The following is a 20,339-nucleotide window of genomic DNA, read 5'->3' as shown; positions in this document are numbered from 1 at the left end:
GAGAGCGTCACACAATGCGAACTCAATTATGGGACTATGATCTGGAAGACGACGAGCCCACTCAGCCACCAAAAGGGGCCGAGCACGTCATCACGCACCCCAATCCATCCTCTGTCAGCTTATCCATCCGGGCCAGTGCCCTGGTATTCAGCGATCCAAAATCGCAACAGCTGCTGAGAATGATAGAGCGTGTAGCCAAGAGCAATGCCACCGCATTGATTATTGGCGAAACCGGGACAGGCAAGGAACTGATCGCGCGCCAGATGCACGCACTCAGCGAGCGCAAACACGCGCCTTTCCAGGCCGTCAATTGCGGCGCATTCTCGGAAACCCTGGTAGAAAGCGAATTATTCGGGTACGAACGAGGCGCCTTTACCGGCGCATCGCAGTCCAAGATCGGCTGGTTTGAATCCGCCAATGGTGGCACGCTGTTTCTGGATGAAATCGGGGACTTGCCACAATCCACTCAGGTAAAACTGCTACGCGTATTGCAAGAGCGTGAAGTCGTGAGAGTGGGCGCCCGCAAGGCCATCCCGATCAATGTGCGCCTGATAGCCGCCACCAATGTGGATTTGGAAGAAGCCGTTCGTGCTGGCCGCTTCCGCGAAGATCTTTATTACCGCATCAAGGTCGTTCCCATCAATCTGCCCCCGTTGCGCGAACGCCGTGGCGACATCCTGCCGCTGGTGGAGCACTTCCTGAATGTATACAAGGAAAGGCTTCAGACTGCCGCGCCCCAACTGGCGCCGGAAACCATCCGTGTGATGCTGGAATATCCCTGGCCAGGCAATATCCGGGAACTGGAAAACGTGATTCACCGCGCATTGCTGGTATCGAATACCAACACCCTGCAACCGCACGACCTCAACCTGCCGCACTCCCTGCTGCAACGCGAGGAACCCACTGCCCGGGCGCATCATGCAGTCAAAACTGGCAAACCCTCCGCTGGTCTGAGTAGTGAGGTTTCCACCTACCCGCTTGAAACGGTGTTTTACGAGCTATTCCAGGAATCGCCAGACAAGCTGTTCGACATCGTCAACAACCTGCTCGTCAGCAAAGCCTATGATTTTTGCCATCACAATCAAGTGCATACCGCCCGCCTGCTGGGTATCAGCCGAAATATTCTGAGGGCCAGACTCAAGGAGCTTGGCTTGATAGACTGATGGCTATGGCAGGCCTGACGCCAATTATCCATTCAGTACCATCCAAGTTTATGAAATACTGCGAGGATGGTTCTAATGGATTCTGTTTGGCTCTAGATGATGAAGCGCACGTTTGATGTTGTTCTCGCCCTCCTCCTTATATTGATTTTCAGTCCATTGGCTTTACTGCTTTGGCTGGCTGTGCGCATGACGTCGCCCGGCCCTGCTGTGTATTGGAGTAACCGCGTGGGGAAGAACAATCATATTTTTCGCATGCCGAAACTCCGTAGCATGCGCATCGATACTCCCGCCGTGGCAACCCATCTGCTGAATGATCCCGCCAGGTGGTTGACCCCGATAGGCGCGTTTCTACGCAAATCCAGCCTGGATGAACTGCCGCAGCTTTGGAGCATATTGAAAGGTGACATGAGCTTTGTTGGGCCACGGCCAGCGCTGTTCAATCAGGATGATCTGATTGCACTGCGCACCGAAGCGGGTGTCGACCAACTGGTGCCTGGGTTGACGGGCTGGGCACAGGTAAATGGACGGGATGAGCTGCCTATTCCGCAAAAAGTACAACTGGATGCCGAATACCTGCAGAAACAATCGCTGATGTTTGACTTGAAAATACTCTGGATGACAGCACTTAAGGTGCTTACAAGAGACGGCGTGTCGCATTAACGATAAAATCATCGCCTCAAGTGCTCGACGTCACACCACCCGCGGAGTGGGTGGCACGAAGTGATGCGGCTATCTCTGGCTTCATCTCACCACAGGTCGATATCGACCAGCGTGCATTCTCTCCGCCTCCAGTAGACGCCATTGCACGCAACTTTTTTTAGGCCCCACCATGACAACGCATAAAGACATAGATGCCGCCGAACTGTTTGCCCTGATAAACAAAGGTAATCTGCGACTGATTGATGTACGCAACGCGGATGAAGTCGCTCGCGGCATTATCGCTGGCGCGACGCATATTCCGCTATCCGTCATTCCTGCCAGTGTGGATGATCTGACGGGCGGAACCGAGACGCTGGTTTTTTACTGCCATAGCGGCATTCGCTCGGGGCAAGCCGCATCATTTATTGCCAGCCATGGCCGGGAGCATGTTTACAACCTGCAAGGCGGTGTATTGGCATGGGGACGGGCTGGGTTTCCTTTTGCCCCACCTCAATCCTGATATTGAAAGAGACAGATCAAATGGAATTCACAAAAGAACTGGATGCGCGCGGTCTTAAATGTCCGCTGCCGATTTTGCGCTGTAAAAAAGGCTTGGCCGAGCTGGAGCCCGGCCAGGTATTGAAGGTGTTGGCAACCGACCCGGGGTCAGTCAAAGACTTTCAGGCATTCTGCAAACAGACTGGTCACGAGATGCTTGCCCTGCAAGAGCCTGATGAGGCCATGCAGGACAAGGTGTTTACATTTCACATCCGTAAACGCGTGAGCTAGAAGGCCCCATTACTTGCTTGTTGTTTCAGGCTTGCCGTAATCCATGGGCAAGAATTGCAGGCGATCCCAAGGGAAGCCTTCCATGACCGCATAATTGGCCTTGTTCTCAAACAAGGCGGGGTAAGGATTGGTCTTGCCCAGCTTCGTGTAAGAATACACATTCTGTGCCCGGAGTGAAACTGAGCCCGCTTTATCCCACACCACGAAACCATAGGTTTGCGCCGCTTTGGCAATAATCTTCCCAGCCTTGCTCAATTTCAATGAGTCCACATCGACCGTAGGGTCCAGACGGAAACGCTGCCCTTCAGCAATACGATAAGGCACTTTATTGCCATTCCAGCCATCCGAGCGGTTCGCAGGCCAGGAGATAATATTCCAATGCTCCGTATCTACCAACGCAATGCCGATAGCGTGTTTGATTTCGCCGCGCTGCAGCTCTTCAGCCGTGATCTGGCCGCCAAGGAAAGGCAGGCTGGTTGCCGTTGTGCCATAGTATTTATAAAACACACCATTGCTCTTGGATGCATTTTCCAAACGACCACCCCAGCATGCATACCAAACACCGTTTTCCTTCTTGGCTTTCCAGAACTCCCACACGGTATCTGTAGAAGGTTGATAAACCGTCATCTCCATATCAGTACCTTCAGCAGGTACCGCATAACTTGGGACGGGAACACTCGCCCACTGCGTTAGCAAGCCAGAATCCTTATACCCTTTTTTCTGGCAATCCCATTGATTTACGCGAACAGTGGGGGTATTGGCATCAGCAACATAGACCGGACTAGAGTATTTGGTTGTATTGATGGTGACAGTACCGTAATAGGCCTTCTTCTGCCTTACAACCTCTTGTGCAAATTGGGCAGAGTAAGGATGGAGTTCAACATCATTCGGGATAGGTGTGTACCAGAAGCTATCCGGGGAAAACACAGCATCGGTAACCAAGGCATTTGCCTTGACAGCGGCAGCGGCGGCCTTGGTCGCAGCCTCTTTCTCGGCCGCAGCCTTTGCGGCGGCTGCGGCAGCCGCTGCTTTCGCCGCAGCTTCTTTAGCAGCCGCCTCTTTTGCCGCTTGAGCAGCCAGCGCCGCTTTTGTCGCTTCCTGGGCCTTTATGGCAGCCCCGGCGCACATAAATGGCATATTGGTATAAATGGTTTTGCCCGATGTGCCAGTGCACTTGATGTAGTCAGCCGCTTGAACATCCATCACAGCGGTGCTGGCCATGATACCGATCGTGGCCACTATTAAATTTCTGGGGTTCATTATGTCGTCCTCTCGTCTTGCATCCATAGTGTTCTTAACGGTGCCAAGAACAAAAAATTGAATTTATCCGAAAAGGCGGTTGCCGATTGGCTTGCTGGATTGGCGGCCCCGCTGTCATAGATTTTTTCCTTAGACCGGAAGCTTTGCGTCTCCGTTCTTTCAAACGGGTTTGCCTTTTCATGCATCTATTAAGGCGCCGCGATGGGGCAAAGTCAATTTACTATCTGCTTGTTTCAAAAGGACTGACACTTTTGGTCAGTCAATGACAACCGCATCACGCGGCCGTCATTGACCTAAACTAAACGCGCCAATTGGGATTGCAGCTTGTCGAGTGTGGCTTTGAATCCCGCCAGGCGTTCCCGCTCCTGCGCCACCACAGCCGCAGGGGCACGATCGACAAAACTCGCATTGCCCAGTTTGGCTTCAGCTTTGCTGACTTCGGTTTGCAAGCGGGTAATTTCCTTGCTCAGGCGTTCTTTTTCTGCGGCAACATCCACTTCAATCTTCAGCATCAAGCGGAAGTCACCCGCCAGTGCAACTGGCGCATCGGCTTGGGGCAGCTCGGCGACAATCTCAACCTCGGCAAGCTTGGCCAGCGCTTTAATATGCGGGGCATAGGCTTGCAAGGCGGATGCGTCGCCAGCCGCGATCAGCGGCACACGCGTCGCAGGCGAAATACCCATCTCACCACGCAAGCTGCGGCAGGCATCAACCGCTTCCTTCAGCAAACCGACCCAAGCCTCCGCCTGCGCGTCAATTTTGCCTGGCTGTGATGTTGGATAAACCTGCAGCATGATGCTGGGGCCAGGCTGACTCATGTCACGGCCAGACAAGGGCCCCACCGTTTGCCAGATTTCTTCGGTGATGAAGGGCATGATGGGGTGCGCGAGACGCAGGATGGTCTCCAGCACGCGTAGCAGAGTGCGGCGCGTGGCGCGCTGCTCGGCCTCGGTACCTGTCTGCAACTGGGTCTTGGCAATTTCCAGATACCAGTCGCAATACTCGTCCCACACAAACTTGTAGATGCTTTGCGCGATCAGGTCGAAACGGTAATCGGCAAAACCACGCTCGATATCCGCCTCCACTTTTTGCAACAGGCTGACGATCCAGCGATCCGCCTGGGAAAAGCTGAGATAGCCTTCAGGCTTGGTTTTGCAATCTTCCAGGCCGCAATCCTGCCCCTCGGTGTTCATCAGCACAAAGCGCGTGGCATTCCACAGCTTGTTGCAGAAGTTGCGGTAGCCCTCGCAGCGCTGCAGGTCAAACTTGATATCGCGCCCGGGCGAAGCCAGGCTGGCAAAGGTGAAACGCAGCGCATCCGTGCCATAGGCAGAGATGCCCTCGGGGAATTCCTTGCGGGTGCGCTTCTCGATCTTTTCCGCATCCTTGGGATTCATGAGCCCAGTCGTGCGCTTCTTGATCAGCGCATCCAGATCAATGCCGTCGATCAGGTCGATAGGATCCAGCACATTGCCCTTGGATTTGGACATCTTCTGCCCTTCCGCATCGCGGATCAGGCCGTGCACATACACATGTTTGAACGGAATCTTGCCTGTGAGGTGCGTGGTCATCATGACCATGCGCGCCACCCAGAAGAAAATGATGTCAAAGCCGGTGACCAGCACGCTGGATGGCAGATATTGCTGCAGCGCCTGATTGGCCGCATCCAAAGCCTCATCCCCCGTCCAGTCCAGCGTGGAGAATGGCCACAGGGCGGAGGAATACCAAGTATCCAGCACGTCATCATCGCGCTTCAGATTGCCGGTATAGCCATCTTTAGCGGCCAAGGCTTGTGCCTCTTCCGCATCATGCGCCACGTACACCTTGCCACTATCCGTATACCAGGCCGGGATCTGATGCCCCCACCACAGCTGGCGCGAAATACACCAATCCTGAATGTTGTTCAGCCACTGGTTGTAGGTGTTCACCCAGTTTTCCGGATAGAACTTGATCTGACCGTCGGCCACCACCTCCAGGGCTTTTTGCGTGATGCTCTTGCCATCGGCAGCAGGCTTGCTCATGGCGACAAACCATTGGTCCGTCAGCATGGGCTCAATCACCACGCCGGTACGGTCACCACGCGGGACTTTGAGTTTGTGCTTGTCGACCTTGACCAGAAAACCCTGGGATTCCAGATCCGCCACCACCTGCTTGCGGGCAGCAAAGCGCTCCAGACCGCGATAGCCTTCTGGTGCATTCTCGTTGACGAAGCCTTTGAGGTCGAGGATACCGATCATAGGCAAACCATGACGTTGCCCTACCGCATAGTCATTGAAATCGTGCGCAGGCGTCACCTTGACCACGCCGGTACCGAACTCGCGGTCCACGTAGTCATCGGCGATGATCGGAATCTCGCGATCACACAATGGCAGTTTGACGGTCTTGCCGATCAGATGCGCGTAGCGTTCATCTTCGGGATGCACCATCACCGCCACGTCACCCAGCATGGTTTCAGGACGGGTGGTCGCCACCGTCAGATGCCCGGAGCCATCCGCCAGCGGGTAGTTGATGTGCCACATGGAGCCGTCTTCTTCTTCCTGCACCACTTCCAGGTCAGAAACCGCCGTGCCCAGCTTCACATCCCAGTTCACCAGGCGTTTGCCGCGGTAGATCAGGCCTTCGTTATACAGGCGGACGAAACTCTCGGTCACCACCTTGTTGAGGCCCGCATCCATGGTGAAACGCTCGCGACCCCAGTCTGGGGATGTGCCAAGGCGGCGCATCTGCTGGGTAATGGTGCCGCCGGAGTATTCTTTCCACTCCCACACTTTTTCCAGGAATTTTTCGCGGCCGAGGTCATGGCGGCTCACGCCTTGCGCATCCAGCTGGCGCTCAACGACAATTTGCGTGGCGATGCCAGCGTGATCCGTACCCGGCTGCCACAAAGTGTTGTCGCCGCGCATGCGGTGATAGCGCGTCAGGGCGTCCATGATGGTCTGGTTGAAACCATGCCCCATGTGCAAGGTACCCGTGACATTGGGCGGGGGCAGCAGAATGCAGAAATTGTCCGATTTGGACGCATCCATGCCAGCCGCGTAATACCCGCGGGATTCCCAGAATTGATACCATTTGCTTTCGAGCGCCTTGGGGTCAAAAGCCTTGGCTAAAGTGTCTGCGTTTTCAGTGGTTTGAGTATTCATAGGTCGGGGATTTTACCACAGCGGCCGTCTGGCTGGCCCGCCTGCCCCAGAGATTCATGCGGACCATGGCGCATGCCGGAATTGACGCGAAGCCAGAACTTTGGGTTAGGATACGGCTTTACCTGTTGATACATGAGGTCGCCATTGGACGCCGTCTGGATTTGGGGGATTTTCGGATTGGTACTGCTCTCTGCCGAACTGGCAACGGGGACACTGTACATTCTATGGTTTGGCCTCGCGGCCTTGATCATCAGCGGGCTGTTATGGCTGTTTCCCGTCATTTCACTCGGGGTGCAACTCTTGCTCTTCGCTGGTCTTTCGCTCAGCACGTTGCTCATCTGGAAAAAATTTGAACGCCGGCAACCTGCCGCCTCCCGGCTGGGACAATCCCAAGGGGAAGAAATTGGCCGCACGGGCCAGATAGTCGTCGCGGTCAGCCCAGAACAATGCGGGCGTATCCGCTTCTCTCAGGGCGTGATGGGCAGCAAGGAATGGACGGCCATCTCGAGCCAGACATTAGCCGTGGGCGAGGAGGCCGAGATTACCAGTATTGAAGGCAATGCCTTGCGCGTGAAACGCTCTGGCATTGCCGCCTGAGATTGTTGATCGCTTTCCACACCATTCAAACATCAAGCATCGCTAAATTTAAGGAACTGAAATGACCGAACTCATGCTGGCCCTCATCGTCCTGGTTGTGATTGCCATCTGGAAAGGCCTGCGCATCGTGCCGCAGGGCGAAGAATGGGTAGTGGAACGCCTGGGACGGTTTAATCGCGTGCTGATGCCAGGGCTCAATCTCATCATCCCGTTCATCTACGAAGTGCGTTACAAGGTCACCACCAAAGACATCATTCTGGATGTGCCACAGCAGGAAGTGATCACGCGGGACAATGCCGTCATCCTGGCCAATGCGGTGTCCTTCATCAAGGTCAGCAATATTGAGCGTTCTGTGTATGGCATTGAAGATTTTCGTGAAGCCATGCGCAATATGGTGCAAACCAGCCTGCGCTCCATCATTGGTGGCATGGATCTCAATCAGGCGCTGACCTCGCGTGACCGCATCAAGGCCGAACTGAAAGAAGCGATTGCTGACGAGGCGCTGGACTGGGGCCTGACCGTCAAATCGGTGGAGATTCAAGACATCAAGCCCTCCCCCAACATGCAGCAAGCGATGGAAATGCAGGCATCCGCCGAGCGAGAGCGGGTAGCCCTGGTAACCCGTTCCGAAGGCGAAAAGCAGGCGATCATCCTGAATGCCGAAGCCCGGCTGGAGGCCGCCCGCAAGGATGCCGAAGGGCAAATGGTCGCCGCCCAGGCGTCCGCCGAGGCAATACGCCTGATTGCCGAAGCGGTGAAGGAAAACAACAGCTCGGCCACCTTCCTGCTGGGGGACCGCTATATTCAGGCGCTGCAGCGCATGGGTGAATCAGAGAATAGCAAGATCGTGGCGCTACCCGGCGATATTGTCAGTGCCATTCGCGCCATCGTTGGAGGTAAAGGCTGACATAAGCTGAATACAAGCGCGCAGCAATAGCGTGCAGATTCAATAACAAAAAGGGGAAAGGGGAATGAAAACAACGCTGGTTGCAACGCGTGCGTTGCTGCTGATTGCACTTGTCCTGATAATCGCGAGCCTGGGAACACAGGCCATCAAATACTTTACGGGACATGGCTCCTTATTGGGCATGACACGACTGCTCAACCTCAATGGTGAAGTCAACATCCCCACATTTTATTCGGTGGTGCTGTTACTTATATGCAGTGTTTTGCTAGGGTTAATCGCTTACCTTAAGCGCGCCCAAAACGCACCTTACACGCCGCACTGGCAAATCCTGTCCGGCGGATTTCTGCTGATGGCTGCCGATGAATTCATGAGTTTTCATGAGCTGTTCACCAGTATTACCCACCGGCAACTCCATCTGGAAAACACCATTTGGCTCAAGTATTCATGGGTGATCCCCGGCTTGCTGGTCATTGCGTTCATCGGGATATGCTATGTGCGTTTCCTGCAGCAGCTTGGCCGTACACACCGCATACGCTTTCTGCTTGCCGGCGGGATTTACTGCTCGGCGATTATTGGTTTGGAAACGCTGGGAGGACACTATGCCGCCCTGCATGGTGTGGATACCTTCGGCTACAGTTTGCTTACGACATTGGAAGAAGGGCTGGAGATGTTAGGCCTGATTCTGTTCATCAATGCCCTGCTACATTACATGGCAGAGCAATACCCTCACATACGCATCCGCCCCTAAGAAGGCTGACAAACGCTGCAAGTAGGGTCGCGTTGCAGGCGCAGGCTGCGCCACTCCATGGTCAGTACATCCAGCAATAGCAAGCGCCCCTGCAGACTCTGACCTATGCCCATGAGGAGCTTCATGGCCTCCGCTGCCTGTGTCGTGCCTATCATGCCCACCAGCGGCGCAAATACGCCATTTTCAGCACAACGCAATGCATCCTCGGCGCCAGTATCCGGGTAGAGGCAATGGTAGCAGGGGCTGTTTTCCTGCCGGAAATCAAACACCGTGATCTGCCCTTCAAACCCAATGGCCGCGCCAGAGACCAGCGGTTTTTTTTCCGCCAGGCAAATGCGATTCAACGCATAGCGGGTAGCAAAATTATCGCTGCAGTCAAGCACGACATCTGCGGTACGCACCAACGCCGACATCGTCGCCTCTGTCGATTTCTCGCGTATGGTGATCACCTCGACTTCCGGGTTCAATGCACGCAAGGCTTGCTGCGCCGATTCCGCCTTGTTGGTGCCCACAGATGCGGTGGTATGGATGATCTGCCGCTGCAGATTGGTCATGTCCACCGTATCAAAATCACATATTGTCAGCGTGCCAGTGCCCCCGGCCGCCATGTACATCGCCACCGGCGCCCCTAGCCCACCCGCCCCCACAATCAGGGCATGACTGTTGACGAGTTGCTCCTGGCCCTCATAACCGATATTGGGCAACAGGATATGGCGGCTGTAGCGTAAAAGTTGGTTGTCGTTCATACCCGTAATTATGGCAGTTTTCCGGCGCTCAGCATGCGGTTGAATAGCAAGGTGGATGGCACCCACACCACAATATCGTCGAACTCGTTGCCTGCCACGGCAGTGGGAGTATCGCTGACAAAATACTCATCCTTGTCACTGTTTTCCTGCTCATTGGCGCCAGCGCCAGCACCAGACTTGCCTTTGGAAACAATGACGGCAGGTACGCGCAGCGCCAATGTGACGCCGCTGGTATCTGTGATGGTCATGGAGGGAATGGTTGAGAGGGTAGGCTTGGTAACGCTGTTTGCAAATTCATTGGTGACACGATACTGATACTTTTGCCCCCAGGCATCTTGCCTGCCCATGCCCAGGTCAGCCCATGGCAAATTGCCCTCGGCGGGGTCTACAAGGCAGCCGCCGCTCGCATTTCGGTCCTCCAGCCCATCGCCTGTCGTATCCGGACATGGCAGATAGCCGTTGCTGCTGGCATAGCCAATCAGACCATCGCGCAGCTCGATCATTGCTTTTTGCGTTTCGTTGTAATTTTTCTGATCGATCTGGGCAGACAACGGCACCAGCATGCCGGCAATCACCAGCCCCACGATCACCAGCACTATCGATAGCTCAATGAGGCTGAAACCCCGGCTGGCATGTTGGTATGAGGTCATGGCGTTACTTTCAAGATACGCGTGCTATTGAGGTTGGACAGTTGTGCCCGTCCACCGCCGCTGCATCCGGCAGTCGCATAGCTGCAGTCCGCAGTGAGTTCGTATTTCAGATAATCCTGCCAGCGGCTTTCAGTAAACCAGGCAGGCAGGGAAAGTGCCGGATTCGGATGGCTGCAGTTATTGTTAATCAACGGCAGGCTACCGCTCAAGCTACCTTCCTGGCAGGCGCGCGTGCTATCTGACAGCAATGATGTATAAGGGAAAAAGCGCGCATTTGCAGCTGCCGCACTCAACGAATAGTAACTGCGCAAGGCCATTGCCGCTTCCCCCATCGCCCGATTCTGCAGGGCAGCCAGCAGCTCATCAATGGTAATGAATATCAGGGTGTCATTGAAGTCAGTCGGCTTCTCGCTGGACAGCCGATCGCTGGCCTCGCCCGTAATAAACACCTCATTCGCGACCGAATAATTGGCATTTGAATAGGCAACGCCATTAATGGTAATGCTGTCCAGATAGGCGGCTGGACCCGCAATACCTCCTGCCCGGTTTTGCGCCCCAAGTACCGGCCCCGCCGATATGACAATGGCCGCCACCCGGTCTGAAAGCAGGCGCCCGCTTTTATCGCGCACTTGTAGCCAGGGATAAGTCGGTGCATCCGCAATACTGGGATTGATCACCACGCTATTGGTAGAAGGCCGCACCAGATTGCGTGACACCGCGTACCACAAGCGCTCGCCCTCGGCATCCATCAGGTTTTCAGATAGTCCATAAGTACCTGCTCCGCTACCGACGCATGGCGCCGTTTGCGCAAGAAAAGGCAGCTTGCCCAGCAAGTGACTGTAATCGAGCGTGCTTTCCTGACTGACACAGTCACTCTGACCATCATAGTTTTTATCTGAATTACGATCAGGAAACGGCAGAATCCCAGGGTACTGCGCATGGGCGACCGACCAGCCTATGAGCGCGGCCTTGGCTTCAGCCAGCGCATCCAGTGTTTTTTGTTCGCGCATCACTTTGTATTGATAGCCATCCATGCGCTCAAAAAAAGCGATGCTGGCGGCCATCAGCAGAATCAGGGCCATCACGATCATGATGACGCCTTGCTGTCCTGCAGCCGGCGAGGAGAACTCAGGGTAATGCAGGCGCATTTTCTCGTTCTTGTGGCGCGGGTGCCGATTCCTTTGCCGTCGCCTTGTACTCTTCAATACTGTTGCTCTCTGGCTTGTACACCTGCCCCGCCTTCAACCTCACCGATTGTCCGGTGCCCGGCAGCCTGATCTCGACACGGCGGTTTTTACCTTCTTCCACAATCATCGTGCCCACCGCCTTGTTTTCCTGTATGGCTTGCTGATTGACCCATACCGTACCTGGCTTGCCATCGCTTCTGCGCACATAGCCTTGTACTGAAATCGGCCCAGCGGGTGCGCTATCCATCACAGCCCCCATGTCCTGTTCCGGCATTTTTTCCGGGAGCGCGCGCATATTTCTGCGTTGCGCATCCAGCTGTGCGCGTTGCAACGGGGTGGTAAACAATCGCCCCAAATCGTCCGCCAGCGCCATGCCAGAGACGAGACACAACAGGATAGTGAGCCATGTCTTCATGGTGCCACTCCAGGCTGCGCTTCCCGCAGGGTGTACCAATCCAGCTCACACTTGGCGATAAGATTTGGCGTAATCGTCACATCCATGATGGCGCGCAAGCGAGTAAGCTGGCACTCGCGGATGATGATGGGGCTGCGCTGCTGCTGATGCAATGCCCGCAAAAAGGTCAGGATATCGCCTTCATGCAGCATGGGCAGCTCCAGCTGCATCACCGAACGATTGAGCTTAAAACTGCCAGTATCGACCGGGAACGGCGGCGTATAAGGCTCCTGTGCGCCAATGGCGTAAGTGATCTTGAACAGCTTGAATTGCTGGTGAATGTTGCGGATGCTGTCCAGCCAGAGGATGCGTCGCTCCTCGCCGATAAAGCCCTCCTCCACCAGCGTTTTATAGGGAGGAAGAAAACTGACTATGGTGTCTTTTTCCTGGCCTGAGGCCATATAGCGGCTGCGAGCTTGTTGCAGTTGCTGCTGCTGCGCCTCACGCGCCTGTTCAGCGTCCATCGCACGATCATAGGCAAAACTGATCAGCAAGGCCGCCCCAATCAGCGCCAACGCCAATCCGGCCAATGGATAGGCCAGGCGCAACCAATCCTGACGGGTGAGCTTCATTGCGCGCCCTCCGGTTGCCGGAGAATAAACTTGAGCTTGAAATCGGCCGCCATGGACACGGCCGAAACCGCATCTGTCGTACTGCCTTGCAAGCGGGTATAGGAGCTGACATTCACTGGCTCTTGCAGCACCTCCACCCATGCCACTTGCGGCAAGCTGCGCAACTTTTCGGCAAGCTGATTTACACGCACCAAGGCTGCCCGATAATCCCCATTGAAACCCGCCACCTCACCCTCCACAAAAACCAGTTGATGCAATACGCTGGTGTCACTTAGCTGAGCATCGGCTGGAGTAGCCTGTGCTGGCCCAGAGGAAACCCCCTCGGCCTTGTCATCCCGTATCGTGATATCCGGCGTATTCAACCAGCGCATGCGATGAATCTGCATATCCGGTTGCGCCTGCAGAGCCTCACTGAGCGCCTGCATGGCCGCTTGTGGCGTCTGCGCATAGAGCTCAAGCTTACGCGCGGTTTCCACCGCGGCACGCAGGTCTGTGCTGGGGATAGGCGTTTGGGGAAAGTTCTTGGCCACCTCGCGGTACTTCTGCTCCTGCATGCGGGTCTCCTGGCCGGCTTCACGCGTTTGCTGCAAGGTCTGCGCCGCTTGCTGCCCAATATAGGTGGCCGCTACAAACCCGCCCAGCAAGGTCAGCACACTGGCGAGATGAATACTGCGCGCCACATTGCCTACCTGATAGTGCCTGGTATAGCTGGCTGGCGCGAGATTGACCGGCAGCTCGCCGGTCGCCAGCAGATGCATGTGCATCAGCTCAGGATGCCGCGTCAGCAATTCCGGATTCAGCCCCAGGCTTTTGGCGAGGACTTTCAAGTCTTCGCTGACACATTCCAGGTTTTGCTCTTGTGAAATATGACGGCAAATCTGGCGGCTGGTGTCATCAATGTCCGCCAGTACCATTTTGATAGGGGTGTCGCGCATCACCAGCCGCTGACTGATGAGGTATAGCCGGGTTTTTTCGGTTTCAGCCAGGTAAAAATAGGCCATGCGCTCCTGCATGGCAGGCGAAGCAGGCGCCGACCGGCTGATCAGCAAACGTCCATGGTGAAAGTACGTCTGGCGCAGCCCCGAGTTGAGCCTTTCGCTCAGCAGGATATGCGGCGCCTTAAGCTTCATGCGCTGCAGGAGCAGCTCACTCATCATCGACAGCAGATAGACGCCAGCAAGTGGCATGCGCTGTGCGGCGATCGCTTGCATCCAGGGTTGCAGGAAATCGGATTTCGTCAGGGCCACGTAGATGAAGCGATCATCCTTGCGCTTATCCTTCTGGCGCTCAATGAAATGCGCTGCCTTGAACGTGGCATTGCGATAGCCATGATTCAGTTTGCGCGCGAGCATTTCACGGCGGGCACTGCCCCGGGTGTGCGGCAGATAATCCTGCTGGTAATCTTCCTCCACGGCATCCACCAGCATGTAGAGCCGGGTATTGTCGTGCTGGGCCAGAAAGCGCACAAAAGCCTCATAGCCTTTGGGATCACTGCTGAACTCGTGGCTGGATTGCAAGTTGCCCAGACGCCACACCCCGGCAATCAGCTGGGTAGTGGTAGCGCAGAGGACGATTTTATTGAAGATAGCCATCAGAGTTTTAGCGTGCTGAAGGAATCGTAAACCGGGCCCAATACCGAGAACATGATAAAGGCCATGATGGCACCGAGAATGACCGTGAGTGCGGGCTCCAGCATCTTCAGCATCTTTTCGATGGACTCGCGTACATCGCGATCATAAAAATAGCTGATCTTGAGCAGCGCGACATCGAGCGCACCAGTGCTTTCGCCGACCTTGATCATGCGCACCACCAGCGCAGGGAAAAGCCCGGCATTGCGAAAGCTTTCACTCATGCTTTCACCCGCATTGATCTGATGATGGGCACGCGTCAGGGCATCCGCTACGGCCCGATTATCCACGATGTTTTCACTGGTCTTGATGGCATCCAGAATCGGAATGCCGGTTTGATACATCAAGGCAAAATAACGGGCAAAGCGTGCCAGTATGATTTTTTGTAATATCGGCCCGGTGACCGGCAAGTGCAGCATCAGGTAATCAAAACGGTACCGCGCCGCTGGTGAATGATGAATAAGATAAGCCAGCGCGCTGATAATGAGCACCGGTAGCCCCAGGATCAGCCACCAGTAATTGACGAAGGCATTGGAAAGAAAGATCAGCACCTTGGTCTGCAAAGGCAACTCCTGCCCCATGTTGCGCAGAAATCCCACCATCTTGGGCACCAGGTAAATCATCAGGAACACCACCGCGCTCAGCACCATTACCATGATAAAAAGCGGATAGGCCAACAGGCGGCGCGTCTGCGATAACAACTCATCCTGCCATTTGAAGGTATTGGCGAGATTATCGAATACCTCGGGCAGCCGCCCGGTTTGCTCGCCCGCCTGCACCAGGCTGACAAACAAGGGATTAAATACCTTGGGGTGCTCGGCCAGCGCTTGCGACAGCATTTTCCCGCCTTCGACTTCAGCGGTCACCGCACCAATGATCTTCTGAAAATGCAAATTGGTTGTGCTGTCGCGCAAATCGGCGAGCCCCTCCAGCAAGGGCACACCCGAACTGGTGAGCTGTTCCAGCTGAAAACAGAACATCATCAGATCCTGCAGGCTGATATGGCTGCGCTTGAACAAGGCAGGCGACTTGCGGGCAGGCCGAAAGGTAATCATGCTGAGGCCCATACGCTCCAGCCGCACTTCCAGATCGACTTCGTTAAGCGCGTCTATCTGGCCATGGGCTGGGCGCCCGATCTGGTCCACCGCCTTGTAGTTGAAGGTCGGCATGCTCAACGCATCCGGTTGGTCAGGTCGATCACCCGCATGACTTCGCTGATGCTGGTATAGCCTTCCAGAATGCGGCGCACGCCATCTTCAGCCAGAGGTACGAAGCCTTGCTCCATCGCCAGAGCGCGCATTTCATCCAGATGCGAACGACGGGCAATCAGGGCATCCATCTGGCTATCGATACGCAGCAGCTCGATAATGGCCATGCGACCGCGATAGCCGGTATAGCCGCAGCGCTTGCACCCCACGTGCCGGTAGATAATGGCATCCTGCCCGGGAGATAGGCCCAGTAACGTGCGCTCGTCTTCGGTAGGTGCATGCCCTTGCTTACATTGCGGGCAGAGCACCCGCACCAGCCGCTGGGCCACCACGCCTATGATATTGCCGGCCATGATGTCCGGAGAAATGCCGATATCCAGCAAACGGGGAAAGGTACCCAGGGCGGAATTGGTATGCAGGGTGGTGAATACCTGATGCCCGGTCATGGCAGCGCGAAATGCCATGGTGGCGGTATCTTCATCGCGTATTTCACCCACCAGGATAATGTCGGGATCTTGCCGCATGATGGAGCGTATGCCATTGGCAAAATCGAGTTTGTTGACCTCGGCCACCGAGGTCTGGCGCATCATGGTGACCGGGTATTCCACTGGGTCTTCCAGCGTCATGATATTCACTGCCTCGGTATTCTGATGCGCCAGCAGGGAATACAGCGTGGTGGTCTTGCCGCTACCCGTAGGGCCGGTGACGACCACGATGCCTTCCGGGCGCGTCATCATGCGCTTCAATTCATTAAGGGTATTCGGCCGCATACCCATGCGCTCCAGCGGCATGATGGATTTTTCGCGGTCGAGCACGCGCAGTACCAGATTTTCGCCGTGGATAGTCGGGTGACTGGCAACGCGGAAATCAATCGGGCGACCTACCAGGTTGATTTGCAGGCGGCCATCCTGCGGGGCGCGGGTTTCGGCAATATCCATCCCGCTGATGACTTTGAGACGAACGGCAATGGCAGGCCAGAAAGTCTTGTGCAGGCTGCGCACCTGCCGTAGCACGCCATCAATACGGTAACGTATGCGTAAAAATGCCAGCTCGGGTTCAAAGTGAATATCCGAGGCATTGCGTTTGACAGCATCCATCAACAGCGCACCGACCAGCCGCACCACCGGCTGGGTATATTCATTGCCATCGGCCTGCAAGCTTTGGTAATCGATTTCGCCGGTTTCGATTTCGCGCAGAATGCCATCCACCGAAAGCTCATAGCCGTAAAACTGGTCGATATATTCTTCCAGCTGCGCTTCCGCGGCCAGCACCGGCTTGATCTGAATCTGCGGCCCCAGCATGGCGCGCAGCTGATCCAGCGCCACCACGTTGAACATATCGGCCATGGCGATCACCAATTGGCGCGCCGCTTCTTCATAAGCAATCGGCAACAGATGATAGCGACGGGCAAAGTCCTCCGGCACCATGGCAAGTGCCTCGGCATCAGCCACCACGGGCGCCAGGTCTATGCTTTCATAGCCAATGGTGTCCGCCACCAGATCGCGCACCATGGCTTCGGTGACAAACCCCAGGCGCACCAGATGACGGCCTAGCGGAATATCATTTTGCGATTGCTCAATCAACGCAATGCGGAGCTGATCCTGGCTCAGCAGCCCCTGCTGCACCATCAATTCACCAAGCCGCTGTTTACGCTGAGGTTCTGTCATGCCGTTCGAGTATGCTCTTTAAATTATGATATGAGTTCAAGGCTGTAACTGGGCAATACGCGCTTCCAGCTGCGCGCGATCCACCTGCGACGCCCCCGCAGCGGGAAGGCGTTGCAGGACCTGCAGGTAATACGGCAGCGCCAGCGCAGGTTTACCCATCTGGTCCAGACTGACGGCCAGATTGAATAGATAGTCGACGTTATCCGGCGCAAAATGGTGCGCCTGAAAATACGCCTGCTGAGCCGAAGCCCACTGCGGCTGGCTTGCGTAAAGATTGCCCAGCATGGCATGCAAATGGGCGGCTTCCGGCTGCTGCGCCAGCAAATTTTTCAATGCACTTTCGCTACCGAGAGGATCCGCCGCCTCTCCAATGCCAATCAAAGCAGATTGCGCTGTCGGGTTGCGGGGATCCAGTTCCAGCACTTTGCCATACCAGCCGCGTGCATCGGCTTGCCGCCCTTGCTGCAAGGCAATAGCCGCCATGCCCAGCAAGGCATCGACATTGGCGCTATCACTCTGCAAGACCATGCGGTATTGCTTTTGCGCCGAGGCAATATCCCCTGTCTGCCAGGCTTTATATGCCGCGGAGAGACTCGGGTTCACGGCAGGCGCACTATTGCTTTTGCTGACGGTAAATGTACTGGTCGTCGGCAATTCCGGCGTCGCGCCAAATACCTGCGGTGCAGCTTTACCCGCGGCTAGTGGTTTTGCAGGAGCACTTACATCTGAAGCAGAATCTGCGCCAGCGCTGGGTTCAGGATGTTTGTTAGAGAATATCTCCGCGGGTGAAGTCACCGATGATGGGCTATCACTTGCAGCAGGCGGCTCTTCAGCTACCGGGCCAGTTGGAGCGGCTGGCACCTCTGGCGGAGCCATTTTTGCCATGACGATGTCAGGTTTGGCTAACGATTGCAGATAGTCATACAAAAAATATCCGCCGAGCAATGCCAGCAACAGCACCAATCCCAATGCCCCGATGGCGGTTGGTGATATTGCGGAATGACGCGGCCTGGCATGCATTAGCGTGCTGGCAGCGGCCCTGTCGCCTGCAGGCGCCCGCTCAGCCTCGCGCGTATTGCCTGCCGTGACTTGCGGTTCAAGCGACAAGGTTTCGGCGGCCGCAGCGTCTCCACTGCTCTTGCCTTGTTCAGCGCGGGATAGGGCTTTAATAAGCAGACTCATCGAGCTTTTGCGGTAATTGCATGCTGGGCAGGTATTGCTTGTATGACTGCAGCTCCTCGCTTTCCAGCGTGGCATTTTGAATGACGATGGGCCGCAGGAAAATCACCAGCTCGGTTTTAATTGTAAAGTCACTGCGGGCCGTAAACAGCTTGCCGAAAAAGGGGATTTTGGACACTTCAGGCACGCGATCGGACGCCTGCTGGATATTGTCCTGCATCAAGCCACCCAACACAGCCGTGTTGCCGCTGTTCACCCGCAACACCGATTCCAGCTCGCGTACCTGAATCTGGGGAATGCGGCTGGTGACATTAGCATTGGCGAGTTGGGGATTAGGATCATTTACGTAGCTGACCACCCGCGAAATTGTGGGCCGCACATTAATGTTGACCTGGCCAAGATCATTGATTTGAGGCGTGACACTCATGACCACGCCTACAGGTACGGTATTGGGCGTGGTGGTGACCGATTGCAGGTTGGTGGAACCCGTGGTGAGGCCTTGGGATATCTGTGATTGAATCGTGAAATACACCAGATTATCCACCACCTTCAACACCGCAGTCTGGTTATTCAAAACCATCAGTTTTGGGCTGGAAAGCACCTTGGTGTTGCCAAACTGTTGCAATAGCCTGAGACCGAGGCTGATGTCATTGCTGCTGTAGCCCACCACAAACGGGCTCACACTGCCCGCCGCCGCCGCGACTCCTGAGGGCGAAACAATGCCGGTAGTGCCAAGAGAGCCATTGATGTTAAACCCGCCCCCCAGACGCGTCCAGTCAATACCGGCTTGATAAGTGTCATTGAGGGTGACTTCCACAATAGAGGCTTCGATCAAAACCTGGCGCCGAGCGCTTGCCATGACTTTATCCAGAAACTCCTGCACTTTTTCGTGTTGTCTGCTGGTGGCTCGCACACTGATGACGCCTGTCTCCGGACTGGCGATCACCGTTGCCGCGAACAGGGTCTTGTATTCGGCGCGGGCCTGGTCACGCTCTTCTTGTGCGGTGCGCGCATTGCTTGCACCCGGAGGTAGCGTGGTCTGGCTGGGATTCAATAGTTGGGCGGGATGGTCGCCTTCGCCATTACCTGCTGGCGACTCCGCTTGCGATGGGCTCGCCGTGCGCGAAATGATCACTTCCTTATCCGTTTCTGCCAAAAGGTCACGCAGGTTCTGGATCAGGGTTTCCCATAAATGATTTTTGGATTCGCTGTTGACTGCGGTACGTGAGCTATTGGCGGCCCCAGTCCCGTTGCTTGTGACGGTGGACACACTACCTGCGGTCCCGGTACTGGCACTGCGCCCCGTACTGGCAATTTCCGCTGCCGCACCGATAAAGCCGGTTGTGTCACGCGACATATTCACATAGTCGACCTTGTAGGTACGCAATACCGGCATATCGGGAGCCACATACAACACGTTGTTTTCGACCTTGTAGGTGAGGTCAACCTGTTTGGCGAGGCGCTCCAGAATCGCTGGCAAGGTCTGATCCACCGCATTCAGTGTGACTTTGCCCTGGATGGAAGGGTGAATATCCACATTGAGTTTGCTTTCACGCGCCAGCGCAAACAGGATTTCTTTGACGGGCACTTCATTCACGACAACGCTGTAGGTCTGTTCGCGACTTTTGGCCTTGGGCGCGGGAACAAATGGTGTGATTTTGACGGGCTGAGGAATGGCGGCGACTGGCGCAGGAGGCGTCACGGCATCGATATGCCCCGTCGAGGGTGTGATCTGAGATACATGTGAACAGCCGGCCAACCCAAGCCAGGCAATAGCAGTGACGATCTTATTATTCATCGTGCCT

The 20,339-nt window shown here is 55.5% G+C and carries 19 protein-coding genes and 1 riboswitch; of the genes, 7 read left to right on the top strand and 12 right to left on the bottom strand.

Features of this window, described 5'->3' with window-relative positions:
- Window positions 1–14 precede the first annotated feature (14 nt).
- The 4 genes from LG203_RS07635 (at window position 15) to LG203_RS07620 (ending at window position 2,591) form a co-directional block, all read left to right on the top strand.
- Window positions 15–1,163 carry a sigma-54 interaction domain-containing protein gene (locus tag LG203_RS07635; protein ID WP_230345233.1) on the top strand — a complete coding sequence of 383 codons (1,149 nt, stop codon included), beginning with the start codon at window positions 15–17 and terminating at the stop codon, window positions 1,161–1,163.
- A gap of 96 nt (window positions 1,164–1,259) precedes the next feature.
- On the top strand, window positions 1,260–1,823 hold the full coding sequence (locus LG203_RS07630; protein ID WP_230345232.1) for a sugar transferase: 564 nt from the start codon (window positions 1,260–1,262) through the stop codon (window positions 1,821–1,823).
- A gap of 169 nt (window positions 1,824–1,992) precedes the next feature.
- On the top strand, window positions 1,993–2,322 hold the full coding sequence (locus tag LG203_RS07625) for a rhodanese-like domain-containing protein (RefSeq protein WP_230345231.1): 330 nt from the start codon (window positions 1,993–1,995) through the stop codon (window positions 2,320–2,322).
- Window positions 2,323–2,342: 20 nt separating this feature from the next.
- Window positions 2,343–2,591: a sulfurtransferase TusA family protein gene (locus LG203_RS07620; RefSeq protein ID WP_230345230.1), complete on the top strand. Its 249-nt coding sequence runs from the start codon at window positions 2,343–2,345 to the stop codon at window positions 2,589–2,591.
- Between the two features lie 9 nt (window positions 2,592–2,600).
- On the opposite strand, the gene LG203_RS07615 is transcribed toward LG203_RS07620, so the two are convergent.
- On the bottom strand, window positions 2,601–3,812 hold the full coding sequence (locus tag LG203_RS07615; RefSeq protein ID WP_230345229.1) for a DUF4124 domain-containing protein: 1,212 nt from the start codon (window positions 3,810–3,812) through the stop codon (window positions 2,601–2,603).
- Between the two features lie 137 nt (window positions 3,813–3,949).
- Window positions 3,950–4,035, bottom strand: a riboswitch (cyclic di-GMP riboswitch).
- Between the two features lie 109 nt (window positions 4,036–4,144).
- Window positions 4,145–6,991 (bottom strand): valine--tRNA ligase, encoded by a 2,847-nt coding sequence (locus tag LG203_RS07610; protein WP_230345228.1) that lies wholly within the window; start codon window positions 6,989–6,991, stop codon window positions 4,145–4,147.
- A 177-nt stretch (window positions 6,992–7,168) separates the two neighbouring features.
- On the opposite strand from LG203_RS07610, the gene LG203_RS07605 reads away from it, so the two are divergent.
- From LG203_RS07605 to LG203_RS07595, 3 genes are all read left to right on the top strand, one after another.
- Window positions 7,169–7,588, top strand: coding sequence for an NfeD family protein (locus tag LG203_RS07605; RefSeq protein WP_230345227.1), 420 nt, complete (start codon window positions 7,169–7,171; stop codon window positions 7,586–7,588).
- A 61-nt stretch (window positions 7,589–7,649) separates the two neighbouring features.
- Entirely contained in the window at window positions 7,650–8,495 is an 846-nt protein-coding gene (locus tag LG203_RS07600; RefSeq protein ID WP_230345226.1) for an SPFH domain-containing protein, read from the top strand.
- Window positions 8,496–8,559: 64 nt separating this feature from the next.
- Window positions 8,560–9,243 (top strand): multidrug transporter, encoded by a 684-nt coding sequence (locus LG203_RS07595; protein WP_230345225.1) that lies wholly within the window; start codon window positions 8,560–8,562, stop codon window positions 9,241–9,243.
- On the opposite strand, the gene LG203_RS07590 is transcribed toward LG203_RS07595, so the two are convergent.
- Genes LG203_RS07590 through mshL form a run of 10 tightly spaced genes read right to left on the bottom strand, consistent with a single transcriptional unit; the run spans window position 9,240 to window position 20,332 of the window.
- Window positions 9,240–9,989: a HesA/MoeB/ThiF family protein gene (locus LG203_RS07590; protein WP_230345224.1), complete on the bottom strand. Its 750-nt coding sequence runs from the start codon at window positions 9,987–9,989 to the stop codon at window positions 9,240–9,242. The two genes, LG203_RS07595 and LG203_RS07590, sit on opposite strands and share 4 nt — an antisense overlap.
- 8 nt (window positions 9,990–9,997) lie before the next feature.
- Window positions 9,998–10,639 carry a prepilin-type N-terminal cleavage/methylation domain-containing protein gene (locus LG203_RS07585; RefSeq protein ID WP_230345223.1) on the bottom strand — a complete coding sequence of 214 codons (642 nt, stop codon included), beginning with the start codon at window positions 10,637–10,639 and terminating at the stop codon, window positions 9,998–10,000.
- Window positions 10,636–11,787 carry a hypothetical protein gene (locus tag LG203_RS07580; protein ID WP_230345222.1) on the bottom strand — a complete coding sequence of 384 codons (1,152 nt, stop codon included), beginning with the start codon at window positions 11,785–11,787 and terminating at the stop codon, window positions 10,636–10,638. Before LG203_RS07580 ends, LG203_RS07585 begins: the two co-directional genes overlap by 4 nt.
- The gene (locus LG203_RS07575; protein ID WP_230345221.1) at window positions 11,768–12,241 is read right to left on the bottom strand and encodes a hypothetical protein; all 474 of its coding nucleotides are present in this window, start codon (window positions 12,239–12,241) and stop codon (window positions 11,768–11,770) included. Before LG203_RS07575 ends, LG203_RS07580 begins: the two co-directional genes overlap by 20 nt.
- A complete protein-coding gene (locus LG203_RS07570) occupies window positions 12,238–12,852 on the bottom strand; it encodes a hypothetical protein (RefSeq protein WP_230345220.1) in 615 nt (204 codons plus the stop codon). Before LG203_RS07570 ends, LG203_RS07575 begins: the two co-directional genes overlap by 4 nt.
- Window positions 12,849–14,444, bottom strand: coding sequence for a hypothetical protein (locus LG203_RS07565; RefSeq protein WP_230345219.1), 1,596 nt, complete (start codon window positions 14,442–14,444; stop codon window positions 12,849–12,851). Before LG203_RS07565 ends, LG203_RS07570 begins: the two co-directional genes overlap by 4 nt.
- Window positions 14,444–15,649 carry a type II secretion system F family protein gene (locus LG203_RS07560; protein WP_230345218.1) on the bottom strand — a complete coding sequence of 402 codons (1,206 nt, stop codon included), beginning with the start codon at window positions 15,647–15,649 and terminating at the stop codon, window positions 14,444–14,446. The genes LG203_RS07565 and LG203_RS07560 overlap by 1 nt, the downstream gene beginning before the upstream one ends.
- 2 nt (window positions 15,650–15,651) lie before the next feature.
- Window positions 15,652–17,355: a GspE/PulE family protein gene (locus LG203_RS07555; protein WP_230345217.1), complete on the bottom strand. Its 1,704-nt coding sequence runs from the start codon at window positions 17,353–17,355 to the stop codon at window positions 15,652–15,654.
- Between the two features lie 36 nt (window positions 17,356–17,391).
- Window positions 17,392–18,537 carry a tetratricopeptide repeat protein gene (locus LG203_RS07550; RefSeq protein ID WP_230345216.1) on the bottom strand — a complete coding sequence of 382 codons (1,146 nt, stop codon included), beginning with the start codon at window positions 18,535–18,537 and terminating at the stop codon, window positions 17,392–17,394.
- Entirely contained in the window at window positions 18,521–20,332 is a 1,812-nt protein-coding gene (gene mshL / locus LG203_RS07545) for a pilus (MSHA type) biogenesis protein MshL (protein ID WP_230345215.1), read from the bottom strand. The genes LG203_RS07550 and mshL overlap by 17 nt, the downstream gene beginning before the upstream one ends.
- Window positions 20,333–20,339 lie beyond the last annotated feature (7 nt).

Source organism: Methylovorus mays, from assembly GCF_020531915.1.
Classification (GTDB): Bacteria; Pseudomonadota; Gammaproteobacteria; order Burkholderiales; family Methylophilaceae; genus Methylovorus; species Methylovorus mays.
The sequence above is the reverse complement of the archived record's forward strand: the minus strand, read 5'-3'. Positions and strand labels throughout refer to the sequence as shown.